Genomic DNA, 19341 nt, shown 5'->3' on the forward strand with positions numbered 1-19341 from the left:
GTGCCGGGGTCTGTGCCCCGTTTGTTTTCCCCAAATTCATGACAGACCGAGTATTTTAGGTGTTTTCCTCTACTAAAAAATCGCACGCTCGTGCTTTAATTTGGCCCGTTGCCCCGATTTCTCATATAATCTGAGCCACTTTAGTCTGTCTCCATCTCATTTTAAAAGGCACCCTATGAAAGTCCTGGTACCCGTCAAACGCGTGGTCGACTACAACGTCAAGGTTCGCGTCAAGTCCGACAACAGCGGTGTGGATATCGCCAACGTCAAGATGTCGATGAACCCGTTCGACGAAATCGCGCTGGAAGAGGCGACCCGCCTGAAAGAAGGCGGCAAGGTTACCGAAGTGGTGGCAGTGTCGATCGGCGTGCCGCAGTGCCAGGAAACCCTGCGCACCGGCCTGGCCATCGGCGCCGACCGCGCCATCCTGGTCGAGACCGCAGGCGACACCGAGCCGCTGGGCGTGGCCAAGATCATGAAGGCGCTGGCCGACAAAGAGCAGCCACAGCTGATCATCCTGGGCAAGCAGGCAATCGATGACGACTCGAACCAGACCGGCCAGATGCTCGCCGCACTGCTGGGCTGGCCACAAGCGACGTTCGCGTCGAAAGTGGTGCTCGAGGACGGCAAGGTCACCGTGACGCGTGAAGTCGACGGCGGCCTGGAAACCGTGGCGCTCAAGCTGCCTGCAGTCATCACCACCGACCTGCGCCTGAACGAGCCGCGCTACGTGACGCTGCCGAACATCATGAAGGCCAAGAAAAAGCCGCTCGAGACGATCAAGCCGGAAGACCTGGGCGTGGACGTGGCGCCGCGCCTGAAGACGTTGAAAGTCGTCGAGCCGGCCAAGCGTTCGGCGGGTGTGAAGGTCCCGGACGTAGGCACGCTGGTGCAGAAACTGCGCACTGAAGCCAAAGTCATCTGAGCCGTTTGTCGTCATTTACAAGATAGGAATCAACATGGTCGCATTAGTCATTGCTGAACACGACAACGGCTCCCTGAAGGGCGCTACCCACCACACCGTTACCGCAGCTGTCCAGTGCGGCGGCGATGTGCATATCCTGGTTGCCGGTTCGGGCTGCGGCGCCGCTGCCGACGCTGCTGCGCAGATCGCAGGCGTTTCGAAAGTGCTGGTCGCCGACGCGCCGCACTTCGCTGACGGCCTGGCCGAGAACGTGGCCGAGCAGATCCTGGCGATCGCCGGCAGCTACTCGCACATCCTCGCGCCCGCCACCGCCTACGGCAAGAACATCCTGCCGCGCGTGGCCGCCAAGCTGGACGTCGCGCAGATCTCCGAGATCACCAAGGTCGATTCGCCCGACACGTTCGAGCGCCCGATCTACGCCGGTAACGCGATTGCCACCGTGCAGTCGAGCGACAGCGTGAAAGTCATCACCGTGCGCGGCACGGCGTTCGATTCGGCAGCCGCTGGTGGTTCGGCCGCCATCGAAGCCATCGCTGCTGTCGCAGACGCGGGCACGTCGAGCTTCGTGGGCCGCGAGCTGGCCAAGTCGGACCGTCCGGAACTGACCGCCGCCAAGGTGATCGTCTCGGGTGGCCGCGGCATCGGCTCGGCCGACAACTTCAAGATCCTCGAGCCACTGGCCGACAAGCTGGGCGCGGCCATGGGTGCATCGCGCGCCGCCGTCGACGCCGGCTTCGTGCCGAACGACTGGCAAGTTGGCCAGACGGGCAAGATCGTCGCGCCAACGCTGTACATCGCCGTCGGTATTTCCGGCGCGATCCAGCACTTGGCCGGCATGAAGGACTCGAAGGTCATCGTCGCGATCAACAAGGACCCGGAAGCGCCGATCTTCTCGGTCGCCGATTACGGCCTGGTGGGCGACCTGTTCGAGGCAGTGCCGGAACTGGTCAAGGAACTGGGCTGATCGCCAGGCGCGGCGTCGTTGTACGCCGCGCCGACAGCCGCCAATGACGCCGTTCCCGCCTGTGCAGGAACGGCGTTTTTTTTGCATAAGAATTTATTCAGGAGACAATGGTGAGCTACAACGCCCCGCTGAAAGACATGCAGTTCGTGCTGACCGAACTGGCCAACCTGGCCGAGATCAATGCGCTGCCCGGCTGTGAAGATGCGACGCCCGATACCGTGGAAGCGGTTCTGGAAGAGAACGCGAAATTCTGCCGCGACGTGATCGCGCCGCTCAACCGCGTCGGCGACAAGGACCCAAGCTACTGGAAAGACGGCGTCGTTACCACGACCAAGGGTTTCCGCGAGGCGTTCAAGGCGTACGCCGAGGCCGGCTGGCAGGGTGTGCAGCATCCGCAGGACTTCGGCGGGCAGGGCTTGCCCAAGCTCGTGGCCACGCCGTGCATGGAGATGCTGCATGGCGCCAACCTGTCGTTCGCGCTGGTGGCACTGTTGTCCGACGGCGCCATCGAGGCCTTGCTCACCGCCGGTTCGGACGCGCAAAAGGCGCGCTTCCTCGAGCCGCTGGTGTCGGGCCGGTGGACCGGCACCATGAACCTGACCGAGCCGCAGGCCGGCTCCGACCTGGCCGCCGTGCGCACCCGCGCCGAGCCGCAGGGCGACGGCACCTATAAACTGTTCGGCACCAAGATCTACATCACGTATGGCGATCACGACATGACCGAGAACATCGTGCACCTGGTGCTGGCGCGCACGCCTGACGCGCCACCGGGCGTGAAGGGGATCTCGCTGTTCATCGTGCCCAAGTTCATGATCAATGACGATGGTTCGCTGGGCGAACGCAACGACGTCGCCTGCGTCTCGATCGAGCACAAGCTGGGCATCAAGGCCAGCCCAACGGCCGTGCTGCAGTTCGGCGACAACGGCGGGGCTGTCGGCACGCTGGTCGGCGAAGAAAACCGTGGCCTCGAATACATGTTCATCATGATGAATGCAGCGCGCTTCGGCGTGGGCATCCAGGGCGTCGGTCTGGCCGAGCATGCGTACCAGGGCGCCGTGGCCTTCGCCAAGGACCGCGTCCAGTCGCGCGACGTGGCCGGCTCGAGCGGTCCGGTGACGATCATCCACCACCCGGACGTGCGCCGCATGCTGATGTCGATGCGCTCACAGACGGAAGCCGCGCGCGCGCTGGCCTATGTCGGTGCGGCACTGTCCGACCTGGCCCATCACCATCCGGATGAAGCAACGCGCACGGCGAACCTGGCCATCTATGAATACCTGGTCCCGGTCATCAAGGGCTGGGCGACCGAGATGAGCGAGCAGGTCGCGCGCGACGGCGTGCAGGTGCACGGCGGCATGGGCTTCATCGAAGAAACGGGCGCGGCGCAGCACTACCGCGATGCCAAGATCCTGACCATCTACGAAGGCACGACCGCGATCCAGGCCAACGACCTGGTGGGCCGCAAGACGGTGCGCGATGGCGGCGCCGTGGCCAAGGCGCTGATCGCGCAGATCCGCGATGTCGAGCGCCAGTTGATGGACGCGCAGAACGCCGATTTCGCGGCCATCGCACAGCGCCTGCAGGAAGGCAGCGCGGCGCTCGAACAAGTGGTCGAGTATGTGGTGGCCAATATCAAGACGGATGTGAAGGCGGTGTTTGCCGGCAGCGTCACGTACCTGAAGCTGGCTGGCATCGTGCTCGGCGGCTGGCAGATGGCGCGCGCGGCGCTGGCGGCGCAGAAGCGCCTGGATGCAGGCGAGGGCGATGCTGCCTTCTACCGCGCCAAGATCGGCACGGCGCGCTTCTTTGCCGATCACATCCTGTCGCAGGCGCCGGGATTGTGCACGTCGATCGTCGATGGCGCGGCAGGCGTGCTGGCGCTGGAGATCGAGCAGTTCTAACGGAACAGTTCGCGCTGGCCGTAACAAAAAAGGCAGCCTGCGGGCTGCCTTTTTTTATCACCCGTACGCGCCGCCCGTGTACATCACATCCGACAACCGTGCGATCGTCCCGATCAGCACGGTCGTCGCCACCAGCATCGTGATCACCAGCAGCAACACCAGCACCCAGTTCGAGCGAGTCTGCTGCCCGCTGTGCGCATTGTATTGGGCATCCCACTTCTCATCCGGCGTCAGGCCAATCACCAGCGCCTCGACAAAGCCGACGATGTACGACACCAGCAGCGGCAGCACCATATAGAACGGATGCGGCTTGACCGCGCCATACAGTATTCCGGTGACCGGCAGGCAGCACAGGTGCAAGAGGCCAATGCGGTCCGCACCAGGCTTCAGGTAAAAGCGGTGGATGCCGAAGCCACCCAGCAGCAGGGCGAGCAGGGTAGCAACAGTCTTGTTCTTGTGCGCAGCAGCCATGGATGTTGTCAATCGTTCAGGAAAGCCAAAGTATCGTCCAGATTGGCGCGAATGGCACGCTTTCAGCGATTGACAGCGTATTCCAGGCCAATCGGGCAGATGGCTGGTAGCGGTATGGCGCGAAATCGGTGATAATGGTTGATTCTCCTGGGACTGCGCGCCCTGTATCATTAACGCTTGCTGCTGTTCGGTGTCGCGCGCTATAATCGTCGACTTTCTCCGTCCAGAACAACTTTTTCGGAAATATTATGGTCGTTATTCGTTTGGCTCGTGGTGGCGCAAAAAAGCGTCCGTTCTTCAATATCGTTGCAACTGATTCGCGCAATCGTCGCGATGGTCGTTTCATCGAGCGTATCGGTTTCTACAACCCGATGGCATCGGGCGCTGAAGTCAGCCTGCGTATCGCTGCTGACCGTCTGTCGCACTGGCAAGGCGTTGGCGCACAACTGTCGCCAACCGTCGCTCGCCTGGTCGCCCAGCAAAAGCCAGCTGCTTAATTTCATTAAGCAAGGTACGCAGGTTTGAACGATTCAGCAGCGAGCAACGCAGGTACGGGAACTTCGGTTCCCGCCGATCTGGCCGAAGTGGGGTACGTGTCCGGTGCTTATGGCATCGTCGGTGGCATTCGTGTCACGCCGCACTCCGCTGACGCCGATGCGCTGCTGAACGTGAAAACCTGGTGGGTCAGCAAGCCGACTCTGCACGCCGTTACGGTGCGCAGTGCAAAACTGCATGGCGGCGATGTCGTCGCCACGCTGGTCGGCCTGCAGGGCCGCGATGCTGCCGAAGCGCTCAAGGGCGCCACGGTACAGATCGCACGCAGCGCGTTTCCCGCGCTCGAAGAAGATGAGTATTACTGGTCCGATCTGATCGGGCTTGACGTGGTCAACCTGCAGGGCGAAGCTCTGGGCAAGGTGGCCGACATGATGAGCAATGGCGCGCAATCGATTTTGCGCATTGTGCCGGTGCCCGATCCGTCGTCCGACGAAAAAGCACCCGAGCGCCTCGTGCCGTTCGTCGACCAATTCGTCAAGACTGTCAGCCTCGACCAAAAACTGATTACCCTGGACTGGGGTCTCGATTTTTGAACCCGTCCACGTGGGCTTGAGATCCGATGCAATTTGACGTCGTGAGCTTGTTCCCGGAAATGTTTGCCGCATTGACGCAGTCCGGGGTGACCCGCCGTGCGTTCGAGCAGCAACGCTGGGGCTTGCATCTCTGGAATCCACGCGATTTCACGCAAGACCGTCACCGCACCGTCGATGACCGCCCGTATGGCGGTGGTCCCGGCATGGTGATGATGGCACGGCCGCTCGAAGCGACCATCGATGCCGCGAAGGCGCGCCAGCAAGACCTCGGTCTGCCCAGCCCGCGCGTGGTGTTCATGTCGCCGCAAGGCAAGCCGCTGACCCATGCCCGCGCGATGGCACTGAAGGACGAGCCTGGTCTCGTCATCCTGTGCGGTCGCTACGAAGCGGTGGATCAGCGCCTGCTCGATCGCTGCGTCGATGAGGAAATTTCTCTCGGCGACTTCGTGCTATCGGGCGGTGAATTGCCGGCGATGGCCCTGATGGACGCCGTGGTACGCCTGATTCCCGGTGTGCTCGGCGACGATGCATCGGCCGTCGAAGACAGTTTCGTCAACGGCTTGCTCGACTCGCCGCACTATACGCGGCCTGACGTGTACGAAGACATACCGGTACCACCTGTCCTGATGGGTGGCAACCACGCCGAGATCGTCAAGTGGCGCCGCCAGCGCATGCTGGAAGCCACCGCAGCGAAGCGGCCGGATCTGCTGGACGCGGCGCGCGCCGCCGGCCAGCTGACCAAGAAGGACGAACAGTTTCTGGCAGGGTTGGTCAAACCTGCCGAGTAAGAATGTGGCGTCGCAAGACGCGTGCAGAATATGCGTCGCAAGACGCATGCAAAAGCGGGCACGTTGCCCGTTGTTCAACCCCATCCTCTACTGGGCGAAGGTAGCGCCGGCAAGATGGTTTATGGAGTCATAAAAATGAATCTGATTCAACAACTCGAGCAAGAAGAAATTGCGCGCCTCGGCCGCAAGATCCCTGATTTCGCACCTGGCGATACCGTTATCGTCAGCGTCAACGTCGTCGAAGGCACCCGCAAGCGCGCCCAGGCATACGAAGGCGTCGTGATTTCCCGTCGTAACCGTGGCTTGAACTCGAACTTCATCGTTCGCAAGATCTCGTCCGGCGAAGGCGTCGAGCGTACGTTCCAACTCTACTCGCCGCTGATCGCTTCGATCGAAGTCAAGCGTCGTGGCGATGTGCGTCGTGCGAAGCTGTACTACCTGCGTGAGCGTTCGGGCAAATCGGCGCGTATCAAAGAAAAACTGCCACAGCGTCGCGTCAAAGCAGCGCCAGCAGCTGCAGCTGAGTAATAGCTTTCGTGCGCAAGCACCTTTGCTAATAAAAAGGCATCCGCAAGGATGCCTTTTTTACTATCCGCAGCGTTATTGAAAGAACGTTATTTTGGCCAAGCTCGTGTTCGACCCCACCCAGTTGCCCGTGATCAGTCTGGCCGGCGAGGCCGCGCTCGCGCCCGCGCGGCTGAGTCCGACAGCGCTGCGCCAGCGCTTTGCGCAAACCCTGACGTGGGATCCGGAAATCTCGACCGAGACCGACGAACGCCTGGCCGCGCCGTTTCGCCGCGCCGCCGTATTGATCCCGCTGGTCGAGCGGCCAGAAGGCGTGACGGTCCTGCTTACGCGCCGCACCGACCACCTGACGAGCCACGCCGGCCAGGTCAGCTTTCCCGGTGGCCGCTCGGAAGATTACGATTCGTCGCCCATCGAAACCGCGTTGCGCGAAACCGAAGAAGAAATCGGCCTGTCGCGCCACCGCATCGAGATCATCGGCGTGCTGCCCGACTACGCCACCATCAGCGCGTACCGCGTCACGCCGGTCGTGGCCCTGGTCGCGCCACCGTTCACCTTGCAGGTGGACCCGGGCGAAGTAGCGGAAGCCTTCGAGGTGCCACTGGCCTGGCTGATGGACGGCCAGCATCACCAGCGGCGCGAAATCGACCTGCCGCAGGGCGGCAGCCGGGCCTTCTACACGATGCCCTACGAGCAGTATTTTGTCTGGGGCGCAACGGCCGCCATGCTGCGCAACCTGTTCCACTTTCTGCGGGCTTAAGGGAATGTTATTGCCCGAAATTTGATTCTGGCGTACTTCTCCGCTATCGTAACGGGGCAGTCGTATTGCCATAACAAAAAAGGGTTCCTGAATGACATTCTTTTCCATCCTGTGCGCGCTGCTCTTCGAGCAACTGAAACCGCTGCGCGCGGACAACCAGGTGTACGGCGCCATCAAGGCGCTGACGATTCGCATCGAAACCTGGTTCAACGCCGGCGAGCAGACCAATGGCCGCATGGGATGGTTGCTGATGATGGGTGCGCTGATGCTGCCCACCTGGCTCGTCTACTGGGTGTTCATGCATTACAACCTGATCTTCCTGGCCTTCGTCTGGAATGTCCTGATCATCTACCTGACGATGGGGTTTCGCCACTACAGCCATTTCTTTACGTCGATCCAGTTCGCACTCAACGCCGGCGACGAGCCGCGTGCGCGCGCGCTGCTGGCCGAATGGACGCGGCTCGACACAGTCGGCATGGACAGCACGGAAATCACCCGCATCGCTGTCGAGAAAGCCCTGATCACGACGCACCGCAATGTGTTTGGCGTGTTCTTCTGGTTCCTGATGCCGCTGGGCCCGGCCGGCGCCGTGATGTACCGCGTCTCGGAATACCTGTCGCGTGCGTGGAATGAGCCCGACCACATGCGCAACGAAGCGTTCGGCGAGTTTGCGGCCAAGGCGTTCTACTGGATCGACTGGATGCCCGTACGCCTGACGGCGGTGGCATTCGCCGTGGTGGGCAATTTCGAAGATGCCGTCTATGCGTGGCGCAATTTTGCCAACCGGTGGGTCGACGAAGCGCGCGGCATCATCCTATCGGCGGGCGGCGGTGCGATGGGTGTGCGGCTTGGCACGCCCAACGAAAATGCTCCACAATTGTTGCCGGCGGACGCCGCCATGGTTGACATGAGCGACAGCGAAACGGACATCCTGCCGGGCGAAGACCCGACGATCCGTGCGCTGCAGAGCACGGTTGGCCTCGTGTGGCGTGCGCTGATTCTGTGGATGATTTTGCTGTTGCTGACCTCGAGCGTGGCCTGGCTGCGCTAGGGCAGAGAAGGGGGCAGCGCCCGCTTCCTCGTCCTCAGGTCTTCTATAAGATATAATAGTGGCTTCACTTAGCCCCTCAGGACTATGACCGACTTAGCGCAGACCAAGGACGAGGATCTCTCCGGAGAATTTTTTGTCCTGGGCATCACGAACAACGGCAAGCAATTCCGCCCGAGCGACTGGGCGGAGCGGCTGTGCGGCGTCCTGGCAGCCTATTGTCCCGGCACCGGCGGCCCGAATGCCCACCTGAAGTTTTCTCCCTACGTCTACCCGACCCTCGTCAACGGGATCAAGGCCGTCGTGGTCAACCGCAAGCTGCAGAAGATCGAACCACTGGCGTATCACTTCGTGCGCAGCTTTGCCACCGATAACGACATGCAGATCGTCGAGGCGTGCTTCGTGCCGCTGCCCGGCGAGAAGAAGCCCGAAGCCTGAACCTTCAGCACCACGCCACTGGCGCCTTGATCACATCAAGGCGCCAGTGTTCATTTGGGGGGGGGCTTAAGCACGCCTCGGATGCTTCCTGTCAACCCGTCAACCGAAGGGGCATGCTGGGCTTGCCCATCTGCTACTATTTCGGCCGCAGGCGGGACGGTTGGCGTCCTGCCCCAATGATCGGACATCATGGATTCAAAGAACAAGCTGCGCGGTATGTCCGCGCATGTCGCGGCGCTGTGCCTGGCGCTGATCACCATTGCGCCTGCCGGTGCACAGCCTGCTGTCAACGCAACTGCTGTCAACGCACCTGCGGCCAGCGCGCCTGCGGCCAGCGCCGCCAAAGCAGTGCTGCCCAAGGGCGTGACGCTCGGCCCGGCAGTCGAAGGCATCACCGAATACCGCCTGGCCAACGGCCTGAAGGTACTGCTGTTCCCGGACGCTTCGCGCCCGACCGTGACGGTCAACATGACCTATCTGGTCGGCTCGCGCCACGAAAACTACGGCGAAACGGGCATGGCCCACCTGCTCGAACACCTGCTGTTCAAGGGCTCGACAAAGAACCGCGACATCACCAGGCAGTTCTCGGAGCGGGGCATGCAGTTCAACGGCACCACGTCACTCGACCGCACCAACTACTATGAAGTGTTCCAGGCGTCGAAAGACAATCTGGACTGGGCGCTGCAGATGGAAGCGGACCGCATGGTCAACTCGTTCGTCTCCGCCAAGGACCTGGCGTCCGAGATGACGGTCGTGCGCAACGAGTTTGAAAGCGGCGAAAACCAGCCGGGCAATGTGCTGTTCAAGCGCATGCAGAGCATCGCCTACGACTGGCACAGCTATGGCCGCTCGACGATCGGCAACCGCAGCGACATCGAGAACGTTCGGATCAAGAATCTGCAGGACTTTTATCGCACCTACTACCAGCCGGACAACGCCGTGCTGCTGGTGGCCGGCCAGTTCGAGCCGGCTGCCACACTGGCGAAGATCCAGCGCCTGTTCGGGGCTATCCCGAAACCGAAACGCAGCTTGCCCGTGTTCTGGACCGAAGAGCCGACCCAGGACGGCGAGCGCAGCTTTACCGTGCGACGCCAGGGTGACATGCAGTTCGTCGCGATTGGCTACAAGATCCCGTCCGACCTGCACGCGGACGCCGAAGCGCTGGGCTTTGCCTCGCAGATCATGGGCGATGCGCCCAACGGCCGCCTGCACAAGCTGCTGGTCGAAACAGGCAAGGCGAGCCAGGTGTTCAGCTTTGGCCAGACCGGCTACGCGCCGGGCCTGCAGTACTTTGGCGCCGTGGTCAAGCTGGGCGAACCCATCGAGCCGGTGCGCGAGGCGCTGGTCCAGGCCGTCGAAGAATTCGCCAGCAAGCCGCCCACGGCCGAAGAACTCGAGCGCGTGCGCCGTTCGTGGCTCAATACGATCGAGCGCAGCCTGAACGATCCGCAGGCGGTGGGCGTGGCGCTGTCCGAGCCGGCATCCCTTGGCGACTGGCGCATGTTTTTCGTCAGCCGCGAGCGCGTGCGGAAGATGACGGCCGAACAGGTCGCCGCCAGCGCCGGCCGCTACTACCTGCGCACCAACCGCGTGACCGGCACCTTCATTCCTGAAGAATCATCGAAACGCGCCGCGCTGCCGTCGGCGCCTGCCGTGACGGACGTGCTGAAGGACTTCAAGCCGGCCGTGTCGAACCTGGTGGCGGAAAACTTTGACCCGAGCCAGCAGAACATCATGCAGCGCACCACGGTAACGACGGCGGGTGGTGTGAAGCTGGCGCTGCTGCCCAAAAAGAACCGGGGCGAGACCGTCACGGTCGACCTGCGCCAGCACTTCGGCACCGAGCAAAGCCTGTTCGGCAAGGGCACGGTCCAGGGCCTCACGTCGGCGATGCTGATGCGCGGTACCACGCGCTACACGCGCGCCGAACTGGCCGATGCCTTCGACAAGCTCAAGATGACGGGTGGTCCGACGCATTTCCAGACCACGCGCGAACATCTGCCCGAGGCATTGAAACTGGTGGCGCACGTGCTGCGGGAACCGGCATTCCCGGAATCGGAATTCGAGCAGCTGCGTCAGCAGATCCTGGTCGGGCTGGAAGCGAGCCGTAACGAGCCCGACAGCGCCGCCGCGCGCGCGATGGCGCTGCACTTCAACCGCTATCCAAAGGGCGACGTGCGCCATGCGAACTCGCTCGAAGAAGACGTCGCTGACGTCAAGGCGGCGCGCCTGGCCGATCTGAAGGCCTTCCACGCCGACTTCCATGGCGCCCAGCCGGCCGAGATGGCGATCGTGGGTGACTTCGACGCAGCCCAGATCACGCCGCTGGTGAACACGCTGTTCGGTGCCTGGCGCGCGCCGCAGCCGTTCGCACCGGTGCTGACCGGCCACGCCGACGTGGCGCCGCTTGCGCGCACGCTCAACACGCCGGACAAGGAAAATGGTTCGTACACGGCGCGCCTGAACGTCGACCTGAACGTCGAGGATCCGGACTATCCGGCCCTGATGCTGGCCAACTATATCTTCGGCGAAGGCGGCCTGAAGTCGCGCCTGATGGACCGGATCCGCCAGAAGGATGGCCTGTCGTATGGCGGCGGCTCGAACCTGATGGCGGGTACGCTCGACCGCTTCGGTGTGTTCTCGATCGGCGCGATCGCGGCGCCGCAGAACCTGGCCAAGCTCGATGCTGCAGTGCGCGCCGAATTGACGCGCGCGGTCAAGGAGGGCTTCACGGCGGAAGAGCTGGCCGGTGCCCGCTCAGGCCTGATGCAGCAACGCCTGCAGACACGCACGAACGATGCCGCGCTGGCAAGCGGCTGGACCTCGTATCTGTACCGCGGCAAGACCTTCCTGTGGTCGCTGGAACTGGAACGCAAGCTGAACGCGGTCACGTTGCCCGAGCTGAATGCCGCATTCCGCAAGGCGATCGATCCGGCAAAACTGTCCGTCGTGATGGCTGGCGACCAATCCAAAGTCGGCGAGCCGGTCAAACCGATAGTCGCTATGCCCTAACTGCAACAGTTGCCCGACTTAAATGCCCTGGGTTGTGACGCCGGAAGAAGCATGCGTTAAAATGTTTCCTTTCGGAATCAAAGTATCACCCAGGGAGTATCATGAAGGGCATCAGCAAATTGCCGGCAGCAAACGGCATGTCGTTCACCGGCAAGGTTGTCCTGGTCACTGGCGCCGCCAGCGGCATCGGTCGCGCCATTGCCTTGGCCTTTGGCCGCGCCGGCGCCTGTGTGGTCGTGGCCGACATCTCGATCGAGGGTGGCCACGCGACGGCGGGCATGATCGTGGAAAACGGCGGCAAGGCGTTGTTCGTGCAGTGCAATGTCACGCGCGCGCCCGAGGTCGAAGCGCTGGTGGAAAAGACGATCAATTACTATGGTCGCCTGGACATCGCGGTGAATAACGCTGCCGTGGATGAAGAGCACCATCCGCTGGCGGATACCGACGACGAGCAGTTTGACCGCATCATGAACGTCAACGTCAAGGGTGTCTGGTTGTGCATGAAATACCAGCTGCGCAAGATGCTGGCGCAGGGCGGCGGGGCGATCGTCAACATGGCGGGCGTGGCCGGCCTGGTGGGCAGCCCGAACCATGCAGTCTACGGCGCCAGCAAGCATGCCGTCGTGGGCCTGACCAAGAGCGCTGCCGCCGAGTACGCACGCGATGGCGTGCGTATCAACGTGCTGTGCCCGGCGGCGGTGAAGACGCCGATGCTGGCGCGCGCGATCGAGCGTGATCCGGGCATCGAGAAAAAGCTCAAGGCAGCCCATCCAATGGGCCGCTTCGCCGAAGCCGGTGAAGTCGCGCAAGCCGCCCTGTGGCTGTGCTCGGACATGGCCTCGTACGTCAATGGCCACGAGATGGTGATCGACGGCGGTTATACGGCCGTCTAGGTTCGCCAGCCCAGGTCTTACTTGGGTCGTGGCTGCTTGAGCTCCTGGCTGGCGACGGCGACGCGGCCGGCGCGCACTTCGCCCACAGCAATCGCCACGGCGCGCGCGACATTGCGCGCTTCTTCCTGCACCGCGTGGTCGGCGTCGAATGTCTCGTGGCTGTCGGCATACGATTCGTAGTAGCCGATGAAGCGGTTGAGCTGGCCGAAGCTGCCCGAACTGATCAAGCCCATCCATTCCAGCCAGTCCGACAGCGAGCGGCGCACGCCCTCGATGCCGGCCACGTCGCCATGCACGATGAGGCCGAATGCGCGGCCGGCCAGGTGCTTTGGATATTCCCAGCCGTCGCGTTCGATCTGCTTGGCCATCTCGGCTTTCTTGCCCTGGGTCGAGGTGGGATCGGGATTGCCGCCGTCGGCGCAGACCAGGCGGTCGATCATCTGCTTGAGCACGCCCGGTGTCTGGTACCAGTAGACCGGCGTGATGATGATGACGCCGTGCGCCAGCACCCAGCGCTCGTAGATCTCGTTCATCCAGTCATTGACCTGGCGCTCGGCGTGGTTCGGGTAGCAGCTGCATGGCCAGTGGCACAGCGGCATGGCGGTCGACACGCAACCCTTGCACGGGTGGATGTGGCGGTCGTAGTCCGAGTTGATCAGGCTAAGGTCGAGGATATCGGCCTCGATGCCATCGGCTTCGATGACGGCGCGCGCCATCTCGGCCATGCGCCAGCTTTTTGAAATTTCGCCGGGGCAGGTGCCGTCGTTGCGGGCCGAAGCATTGATGATCAGGATGCGGCTTTTGGTGTCCGGGTTCTTCTGGTGTTGTTCGGCTTCGAGGAGGCGATCGCGCGCGGCTTTCCAGTCGATCGACAGGTCGTAGTCGGGATCGGCAAAGCCAGGGCCGGCCTTGACCGTGCGGGGCGCCTTGCGGCCGTCCTGGTAGGCGTCCCAGGCCACTGCCTCAATGGCGGCCAGCTCGTTTTCCAGCGCGTCGTAGCCGGGGTCCTGGAAGGTGCGACGGAATTGCAGGTGAAATTCGTTGCGCCCCAGTTTGGCGGGCGCCTGGCCCTTGCGTACCGTCGTCATAAATTCTCCAATGTGAATGGCGTAATTATCGTGGCGACGGGTCAAAGGCTATGTTCGGACGCGCACACAGAATCGTTGCACCAATCAAGTTTGCGTCCAAACAGCACGATTTGTGCGCTCATAGTCGCTCGGAAAACTCCGCAATCATGGCCCGTAGCCAACGTTGGGCAGGATGACCGTGATGGCGCCCGTGCCACAACATGCTGACCGAAAAGCCGGGGACGGGAAAAGCGCAATCGACGACCTCAAGCAGCGCTGCGCCATTGCGCACCAGGCGTGCCGGTACCAGTGCCACGAGGTCCGATTGTGCAACGATGCCAGGCACGAACAGGAATGACGACGCCGACAACACCACCTTGCGCTGATGGCCAAGCGCGGCCAGCCCGATATCCAGAGGCGTCGAGAAGGCACCGCCATCAAGCGACACAATGACATGCTCGAGCCCGCAGAATTGCGCAGCGGAGATCCCGGGACACAGCGCCGGATGGCCGTGCCTGCCGATCAAGACATAGCGCTCGTCGAACAGGTGCCGGCTGCAACAGCCGGGGTCAGGTCTGACATTCGGACACGAGCTCAACAAAATGTCTATTTGTGAAAGCCTTGATGAAGGAACGAAGGGAGAGTCCGTGTCCAAATGTCAGACCTGACCCCGGCTATGAGGAAGACGCCGTGTCCAAATGTCAGACCTGACCCCGGCTATGAGGAAGAGTCCGTGTCCAAATGTCAGACCTGACCCCGGCTATGCGGCTATGCGGCTATGCCGGCTATGTGAAAGCCTTGATGAAGGAACGAAAGAAGAGTCCGTGTCCAAATGTCAGACCTGACCCCGGCTATGACCCCGGCTATGACCCCGGCTATGTGACCCCGGCTATGCATCGTTGCTCGGAGAATTTGATTCGGCAGAGATGGTTAGTCCGAATTCCAGGTTCTTAATTGTGCTGCACGCTGTGTCGCATGTTCACGGCGGCAGTTCATTTTGTACCATGATTGTAGGCTTGCTCCAGGACGTAATTCGTATTTGGCATCGCAGTCCAGATCCCGGAACTTGATCCATTCACGCTGCGCTTTGATCAATCCCTCCCGAGCCTTCGAGCCCTCAAGGTTGGCAAGCAGTTGCGTGTATGCCGAATTCAGACTCTGCTCTGATTCCTTGAGCTTGTCCTCCTCGCATCGTAGTGAGTCGAACGAGGTGCCATCGTTTGAGCATCGCGGACTTTGCGCAAAGGCGGCAGTCGATAGCATGGCAAACGCGACGCCATAGATCCAGGTGCATCGATTCATCGATTCGTCCTTAAAATGGTTGTGGCTGATAGTGGCGGTTCGCGCGAGCATGAGCGCACCATGCCAATGCATGAAAAAAGCGGGCCAGACCCAGGGCCCGGCCCGCTTTCACGGGTCCATCAACAGCAGCAGTCTTACTTCTGTTGCTGCAGCAGCACCAGCCAGTACTTGGCCAGGTCGCCGGCACCGCCGCCGCCCTTGACGGTCTGGAAGGTCGAGATCGCTTCAGCTTTCTTGCCGGCGCGAACTTGTGCCATGCCGAGGCGCAGCTTGGCTTCTTCCGCGTTCTTCAGGCCACCCTTGGCGATACCTTGCTGGATGAAGCCGACGCCCTTGTCGCCCTGGTCCATGGTCGCGTACGCCCAACCCAGGTTGACGAGGCCGGCGCCGGTCTTGGCCTTGGCCGCGCCTGCTTCACCGGCAGCGATGTTCTTGGCATCGTCCGCCGCGCCCTTGTTGGCCTTGTCGCGCAGCGCGTTGTGGGTCTTGGCATTGGCGCCTTTGCCCAGCACGCCGGCAGCGTAACCGGCATCCATGGTTTTCTTCGCTTCGGTCGGGAAACCGTCACGCAGCGACAGCTCGGCCAGGTCCACGTATTCCTCGGCCGCCATCTGCTTGACGGCAGCGGCTTCCAGGCGATACACGTTAATCATGTTGGTCTGTGCATCGAAGCCCGACTTGCGTGCCACGCCGCGGTTGAGCAGGTCGGTCCAGAAGTCGTCGCTCGGGTAGTGGGTGACCAGCTTTTCCAGTGCGACCAGGTAACCGGCATCGTCCTTGACCTTGTTGGCCGACGAGGCCAGGAGGCGCAGGTCTTCTTCGCTTGGCTTTTGGCCGGCTTTTTCGGTGGCTTCGATCGCTGGCAGCAGCGCCGTCTTGGCGCTGGCGTAATCGCCGCCCAGGTAGTAGGCGCGGGTCAGTGGCGCGGCAACTTTTTCAGGCGTCGGGCTTTCTTTCTGGTAGCGCTTGAACCACTCGATCGCCTTCGGGTAATCCTTGGCGTTGTAGTGCATATTGGCCAGGGCCTGGATGAAGTCAGCCTGCTCGTTCGGCGCCAGGCGGCCCGATGCGATGACGGCTTCGAGGGCCGGGATCGAGATGGCGTTGTCGTTCGTTGCCGAACCCAGCGACAGCTTCATGCGGTTGACGACGTAGTCTTCGTACGGCGTGCGGTTCGGGAAGGCTTCGGCCTGCGTCACGCGGCTCTGGATTTCGGCGTAATTCTTTGCATCCATCAGCGGCTTGATCTGCGCCGGGTCGAGCAGCTTGAACAGCTCTGGGCGGACGGTGTCCTTTGGCGCTGCAGCGGCGGCGGCGGCAGGCTTGTCCTGCGCCTGGACGGCAGGAATCACGGCAGCGGAGCTCAGGCCGACGGCGGCCAGCATCAGGCAGAGGCGGGCGAGACGGAATTGGGACATTGGTTATCCTTCTATCTAGACAAAAAATATACGAAATGTGCGTTTTGCAATATAGCAAAAATGCCAAGCTCGGACAAAAAAGTATTGTCCCATATATCCAGCTTTTTCTGGATTGGCAATTGTGCCGCAGCACGGGCCGCCGTGCCCGTGTCGTTACATCGCGTTACTTTGCCGCTGTCACGGCCCGTCAAAACCCGGTACCGGGCAGACTCCCGGCGCGTCGATCTCGCCGGCCAGCCAGGCCACGACCGCGGCCAGCGCCGGCGGCGCGAAGCCATAGGTGAGAAGGGCAGGAGCAGGAAAATCGAGCGCCTGGTACGGATTCCACAAGGCCAGGTGCAAATCGGGCCGCCAGGTTGCGCAGGCCTGGGGCCCATAGCGGCGGCGCGCGGTCGAGGCCAGGATTGTGAAACGGCCGTCGGCCGGCAGCGCGTTCCAGTCGAAGGTCTCGCTGTCGGCAAAGGTCACCAGGTCGACGTCGTACAGCTGCGCCAGCGCTGCCGCGATGCCTGCCGCCGGCACGCCGGCCTCCGACACGCCATCGCTGACCACGTCGGCGCGTGCGACCACGCGCACGCGCGCACCGCGCTCAGGGCGCTGGGGCGAGCGCAATGCTGTCAGGCCCGCGCGCCATGCGCGTTCCATCAGTGCGCGGTCATCCGGTTCGGCCGCGTACGCGACCGCGCCGGCCGGATGTGCGTCAGCCAGTTTGCCAAGGCGCGCCAGACGCGCCTGCACGGCCGCCAGCGGCAGCACGCCGTCGCGGATCGCCGCGGCAATCGCCTGCACGGTCTCGATCTGCGTAGCGCGCGTGCCGATGGCCATGACCATGTCGGCGCCGGCCACCAGCGCATTCACAGCCGCCTGGCCGACGCCGTAGCGGTGGGCGATGGCGTGCATGTCCATGCCGTCCGTGATGATCACGCCGTCGTAGCCAAATTGCTCGCGCAGCACGCCGGTGAGAATCGCATGCGACATGGTGGCCGGATTGGCGGGGTCCAGCGCGGGATAGACGATGTGGGCCGTCATCATGGCCGGCGCGTGGGGCGCAGCAAGGCGGAACGGGGCGAATTCGAACTGTTCGAGGTCGGCGCGCGATTTGTCGACGTAGGGCAGGTCGCGGTGCGAATCGACATGCGTGTCGCCATGGCCGGGGAAGTGCTTGACGCAGCAGGCCACGCCTTCGCGCTCGCTGCCTTCCATCCAGGCCAGCGCAATGCGCGTTGCCTGATCCGGATCGGCGCCGAACGAGCGCTCGGCAATCACCGGGTTGCGCGGGTTGTTGTTCAGGTCAAGCACCGGCGCGAAGTTCCAGTTGAAGCCCAGCGAGCGCACCGCGCGCGCCACGGCCGCGCCGACGTCACGCGCCAGGTCCGGATCATTGGCTGCGCCGAGCGCCATCGCGCTGGGCGGGGCCGGCACCCAGGTCGAACGCACGACGGCGCCGCCTTCCTGGTCAAGGGCGATCAGGGCTTGTGGCCCGATCGCGTCACGCAACGCGCCCGTGAAACGCGTCAGCTGCGGCGCGTCGAGCATGTTCTGGCGGAACAGGCAGGCGCCGCGAATGCGGTAGGTGCGCAGGAAGGCGTCGGTCTCGGCATCGAGTTCGGTGCCGAACAGGCGCACCATCACCAGTTGGCCGGCCAGGTCGAGGTAGTCGTTCATGGTCGAGATTCAGGCGGTTAGTTCGTCTTGGTGACTTTGCTCAGGTGGCGCGGCTGGTCGGCATTCATGCCGCGTGCCGCCGACAGTTTGGCCGCCATTGTATAAAACGCCTGCGCCGCGACGATCGGGTCGAGGTCGGGGATGGCGGCGGTGGGCAGCGTCAGGTCGCGGCTGGCGATGTCGGCCGGCGCGGCGAGCAGGACGCGCGCGCCCCGTGCGCGCATGTCGTCGGCCAGCGCCACCAGGCTGGCCTGGGTCGGGCCGCGCGTTGCAAAGATCAGCAGCGGATAGCCGTCTTCGATCAGCGCCATCGGGCCGTGCTTGATCTCGGCGCCCGAAAACGCTTCGGCCTGCAGCGCCGAGGTTTCCTTGAACTTGAGCGCCGCTTCGAGCGCGAGTGGGAAGCTGATGCCGCGGCCCACCACCATGATGTTGCGCGCCGGCGCCAGCACGTCGATGGCGGCCGACCAGTCGCCATCCTGGCCGAAACTGCGGGCAGCGCGCAGCGCATCGGGCAGGGCGGCGATGCCGTCCTTCAGTTCCGGGTCGTTCTGCCAATCGGCGACCAGGCGCGCCCCGGCCACCAGGCTCGCGATGAAGCTCTTGGTCGCGGCCACGCTGTGCTCCTTGCCGGCATGCAGTGGCATGGTCCATTCGGCTGCCTCGGCCAGCGGCGAAGCGGCGTCGTTGACCAGCGCCACCGTCACGGCCCCGCCGGCGCGGAAGTACTGCATCGGCTCGACCACGTCGGGACTCTGGCCCGATTGCGAAATCGCGATGGCCAGCGTGTCGCGCGCGATGATCGGCGACTTGTACAGCGTGATGAGCGACATCGGCAGCGACGTGACCAGGCGGCCCATGCGCGACATGATCAGGTACGCCAGGTAGCCCGACGCGTGATCGGAGCTGCCGCGCGCCACCGTCACGGCGCTGTGCAACTGGGTCGCACGCAGCTGTTCGCCCAGCGCGGCGTAGCGGTCGGCGTCCTGTGTCAGGGCGTGGGCGATGCAGTCGCCCGACGACAGGGCCTCTTGCAGCATCAGCGATTGGTGACCGTCAGCGGTGGCGGGCGTGGC

The 19341-nt window shown here is 63.0% G+C and carries 19 protein-coding genes; 12 read left to right on the forward strand and 7 right to left on the reverse strand.

The window, feature by feature from the left end:
- Positions 1-175 precede the first annotated feature (175 nt).
- The 3 genes from AC1MGT_RS18005 to AC1MGT_RS18015 all read left to right on the forward strand — a co-directional run bounded on the left by AC1MGT_RS18005 (position 176) and on the right by AC1MGT_RS18015 (position 3790).
- Entirely contained in the window at positions 176-925 is a 750-nt protein-coding gene (locus AC1MGT_RS18005; protein WP_183549925.1) for an electron transfer flavoprotein subunit beta/FixA family protein, read from the forward strand.
- A 34-nt stretch (positions 926-959) separates the two neighbouring features.
- The gene (locus tag AC1MGT_RS18010) at positions 960-1889 is read left to right on the forward strand and encodes an electron transfer flavoprotein subunit alpha/FixB family protein (RefSeq protein ID WP_499501405.1); all 930 of its coding nucleotides are present in this window, start codon (positions 960-962) and stop codon (positions 1887-1889) included.
- Positions 1890-1999: 110 nt separating this feature from the next.
- A complete protein-coding gene (locus AC1MGT_RS18015; RefSeq protein ID WP_499501406.1) occupies positions 2000-3790 on the forward strand; it encodes an acyl-CoA dehydrogenase in 1791 nt (596 codons plus the stop codon).
- A gap of 57 nt (positions 3791-3847) precedes the next feature.
- On the opposite strand, the gene AC1MGT_RS18020 is transcribed toward AC1MGT_RS18015, so the two are convergent.
- Positions 3848-4261 carry an NINE protein gene (locus AC1MGT_RS18020; RefSeq protein ID WP_499501408.1) on the reverse strand — a complete coding sequence of 138 codons (414 nt, stop codon included), beginning with the start codon at positions 4259-4261 and terminating at the stop codon, positions 3848-3850.
- A 248-nt stretch (positions 4262-4509) separates the two neighbouring features.
- On the opposite strand from AC1MGT_RS18020, the gene rpsP reads away from it, so the two are divergent.
- The 9 genes from rpsP (at position 4510) to AC1MGT_RS18065 (ending at position 12813) form a co-directional block, all read left to right on the forward strand.
- Positions 4510-4758: a 30S ribosomal protein S16 gene (gene rpsP / locus AC1MGT_RS18025; RefSeq protein ID WP_183549939.1), complete on the forward strand. Its 249-nt coding sequence runs from the start codon at positions 4510-4512 to the stop codon at positions 4756-4758.
- A 96-nt stretch (positions 4759-4854) separates the two neighbouring features.
- Positions 4855-5349: a ribosome maturation factor RimM gene (gene rimM / locus AC1MGT_RS18030; RefSeq protein WP_499501410.1), complete on the forward strand. Its 495-nt coding sequence runs from the start codon at positions 4855-4857 to the stop codon at positions 5347-5349.
- Between the two features lie 26 nt (positions 5350-5375).
- Positions 5376-6137 (forward strand): tRNA (guanosine(37)-N1)-methyltransferase TrmD, encoded by a 762-nt coding sequence (trmD, locus tag AC1MGT_RS18035; RefSeq protein ID WP_499501412.1) that lies wholly within the window; start codon positions 5376-5378, stop codon positions 6135-6137.
- 135 nt (positions 6138-6272) lie between these two features.
- The gene (gene rplS / locus AC1MGT_RS18040) at positions 6273-6665 is read left to right on the forward strand and encodes a 50S ribosomal protein L19 (protein WP_183553473.1); all 393 of its coding nucleotides are present in this window, start codon (positions 6273-6275) and stop codon (positions 6663-6665) included.
- Between the two features lie 91 nt (positions 6666-6756).
- Positions 6757-7422, forward strand: a complete 666-nt coding sequence (locus AC1MGT_RS18045) for a CoA pyrophosphatase (protein ID WP_499501414.1) — start codon at positions 6757-6759, stop codon at positions 7420-7422.
- A 91-nt stretch (positions 7423-7513) separates the two neighbouring features.
- Positions 7514-8473, forward strand: a complete 960-nt coding sequence (locus tag AC1MGT_RS18050) for a CobD/CbiB family protein (protein WP_499501415.1) — start codon at positions 7514-7516, stop codon at positions 8471-8473.
- An 84-nt stretch (positions 8474-8557) separates the two neighbouring features.
- Complete coding sequence (locus AC1MGT_RS18055; RefSeq protein ID WP_183549952.1) at positions 8558-8908, forward strand: DUF3579 domain-containing protein; 351 nt, start codon at positions 8558-8560, stop codon at positions 8906-8908.
- Between the two features lie 189 nt (positions 8909-9097).
- The gene (locus AC1MGT_RS18060) at positions 9098-11920 is read left to right on the forward strand and encodes a M16 family metallopeptidase (protein ID WP_499501416.1); all 2823 of its coding nucleotides are present in this window, start codon (positions 9098-9100) and stop codon (positions 11918-11920) included.
- A gap of 101 nt (positions 11921-12021) precedes the next feature.
- Complete coding sequence (locus AC1MGT_RS18065) at positions 12022-12813, forward strand: SDR family oxidoreductase (RefSeq protein ID WP_499501417.1); 792 nt, start codon at positions 12022-12024, stop codon at positions 12811-12813.
- A 17-nt stretch (positions 12814-12830) separates the two neighbouring features.
- On the opposite strand, the gene AC1MGT_RS18070 is transcribed toward AC1MGT_RS18065, so the two are convergent.
- From AC1MGT_RS18070 to AC1MGT_RS18095, 6 genes are all read right to left on the reverse strand, one after another.
- Positions 12831-13901 (reverse strand): flavodoxin family protein, encoded by a 1071-nt coding sequence (locus tag AC1MGT_RS18070; RefSeq protein WP_499501418.1) that lies wholly within the window; start codon positions 13899-13901, stop codon positions 12831-12833.
- Positions 13902-14019: 118 nt separating this feature from the next.
- Positions 14020-14535 carry a LysR substrate-binding domain-containing protein gene (locus tag AC1MGT_RS18075; RefSeq protein WP_499501419.1) on the reverse strand — a complete coding sequence of 172 codons (516 nt, stop codon included), beginning with the start codon at positions 14533-14535 and terminating at the stop codon, positions 14020-14022.
- A 275-nt stretch (positions 14536-14810) separates the two neighbouring features.
- Positions 14811-15233 carry a lysozyme inhibitor LprI family protein gene (locus AC1MGT_RS18080; protein ID WP_499501420.1) on the reverse strand — a complete coding sequence of 141 codons (423 nt, stop codon included), beginning with the start codon at positions 15231-15233 and terminating at the stop codon, positions 14811-14813.
- Positions 15234-15316: 83 nt separating this feature from the next.
- Positions 15317-16600 carry a tetratricopeptide repeat protein gene (locus AC1MGT_RS18085; RefSeq protein WP_499501421.1) on the reverse strand — a complete coding sequence of 428 codons (1284 nt, stop codon included), beginning with the start codon at positions 16598-16600 and terminating at the stop codon, positions 15317-15319.
- Between the two features lie 177 nt (positions 16601-16777).
- A complete protein-coding gene (locus AC1MGT_RS18090) occupies positions 16778-18265 on the reverse strand; it encodes a glycoside hydrolase family 3 protein (RefSeq protein WP_499501422.1) in 1488 nt (495 codons plus the stop codon).
- 17 nt (positions 18266-18282) lie between these two features.
- Positions 18283-19305: an SIS domain-containing protein gene (locus AC1MGT_RS18095; RefSeq protein WP_499504315.1), complete on the reverse strand. Its 1023-nt coding sequence runs from the start codon at positions 19303-19305 to the stop codon at positions 18283-18285.
- Positions 19306-19341: the final 36 nt, after the last annotated feature.

Source organism: Telluria sp. BA11 (assembly GCF_056680305.1).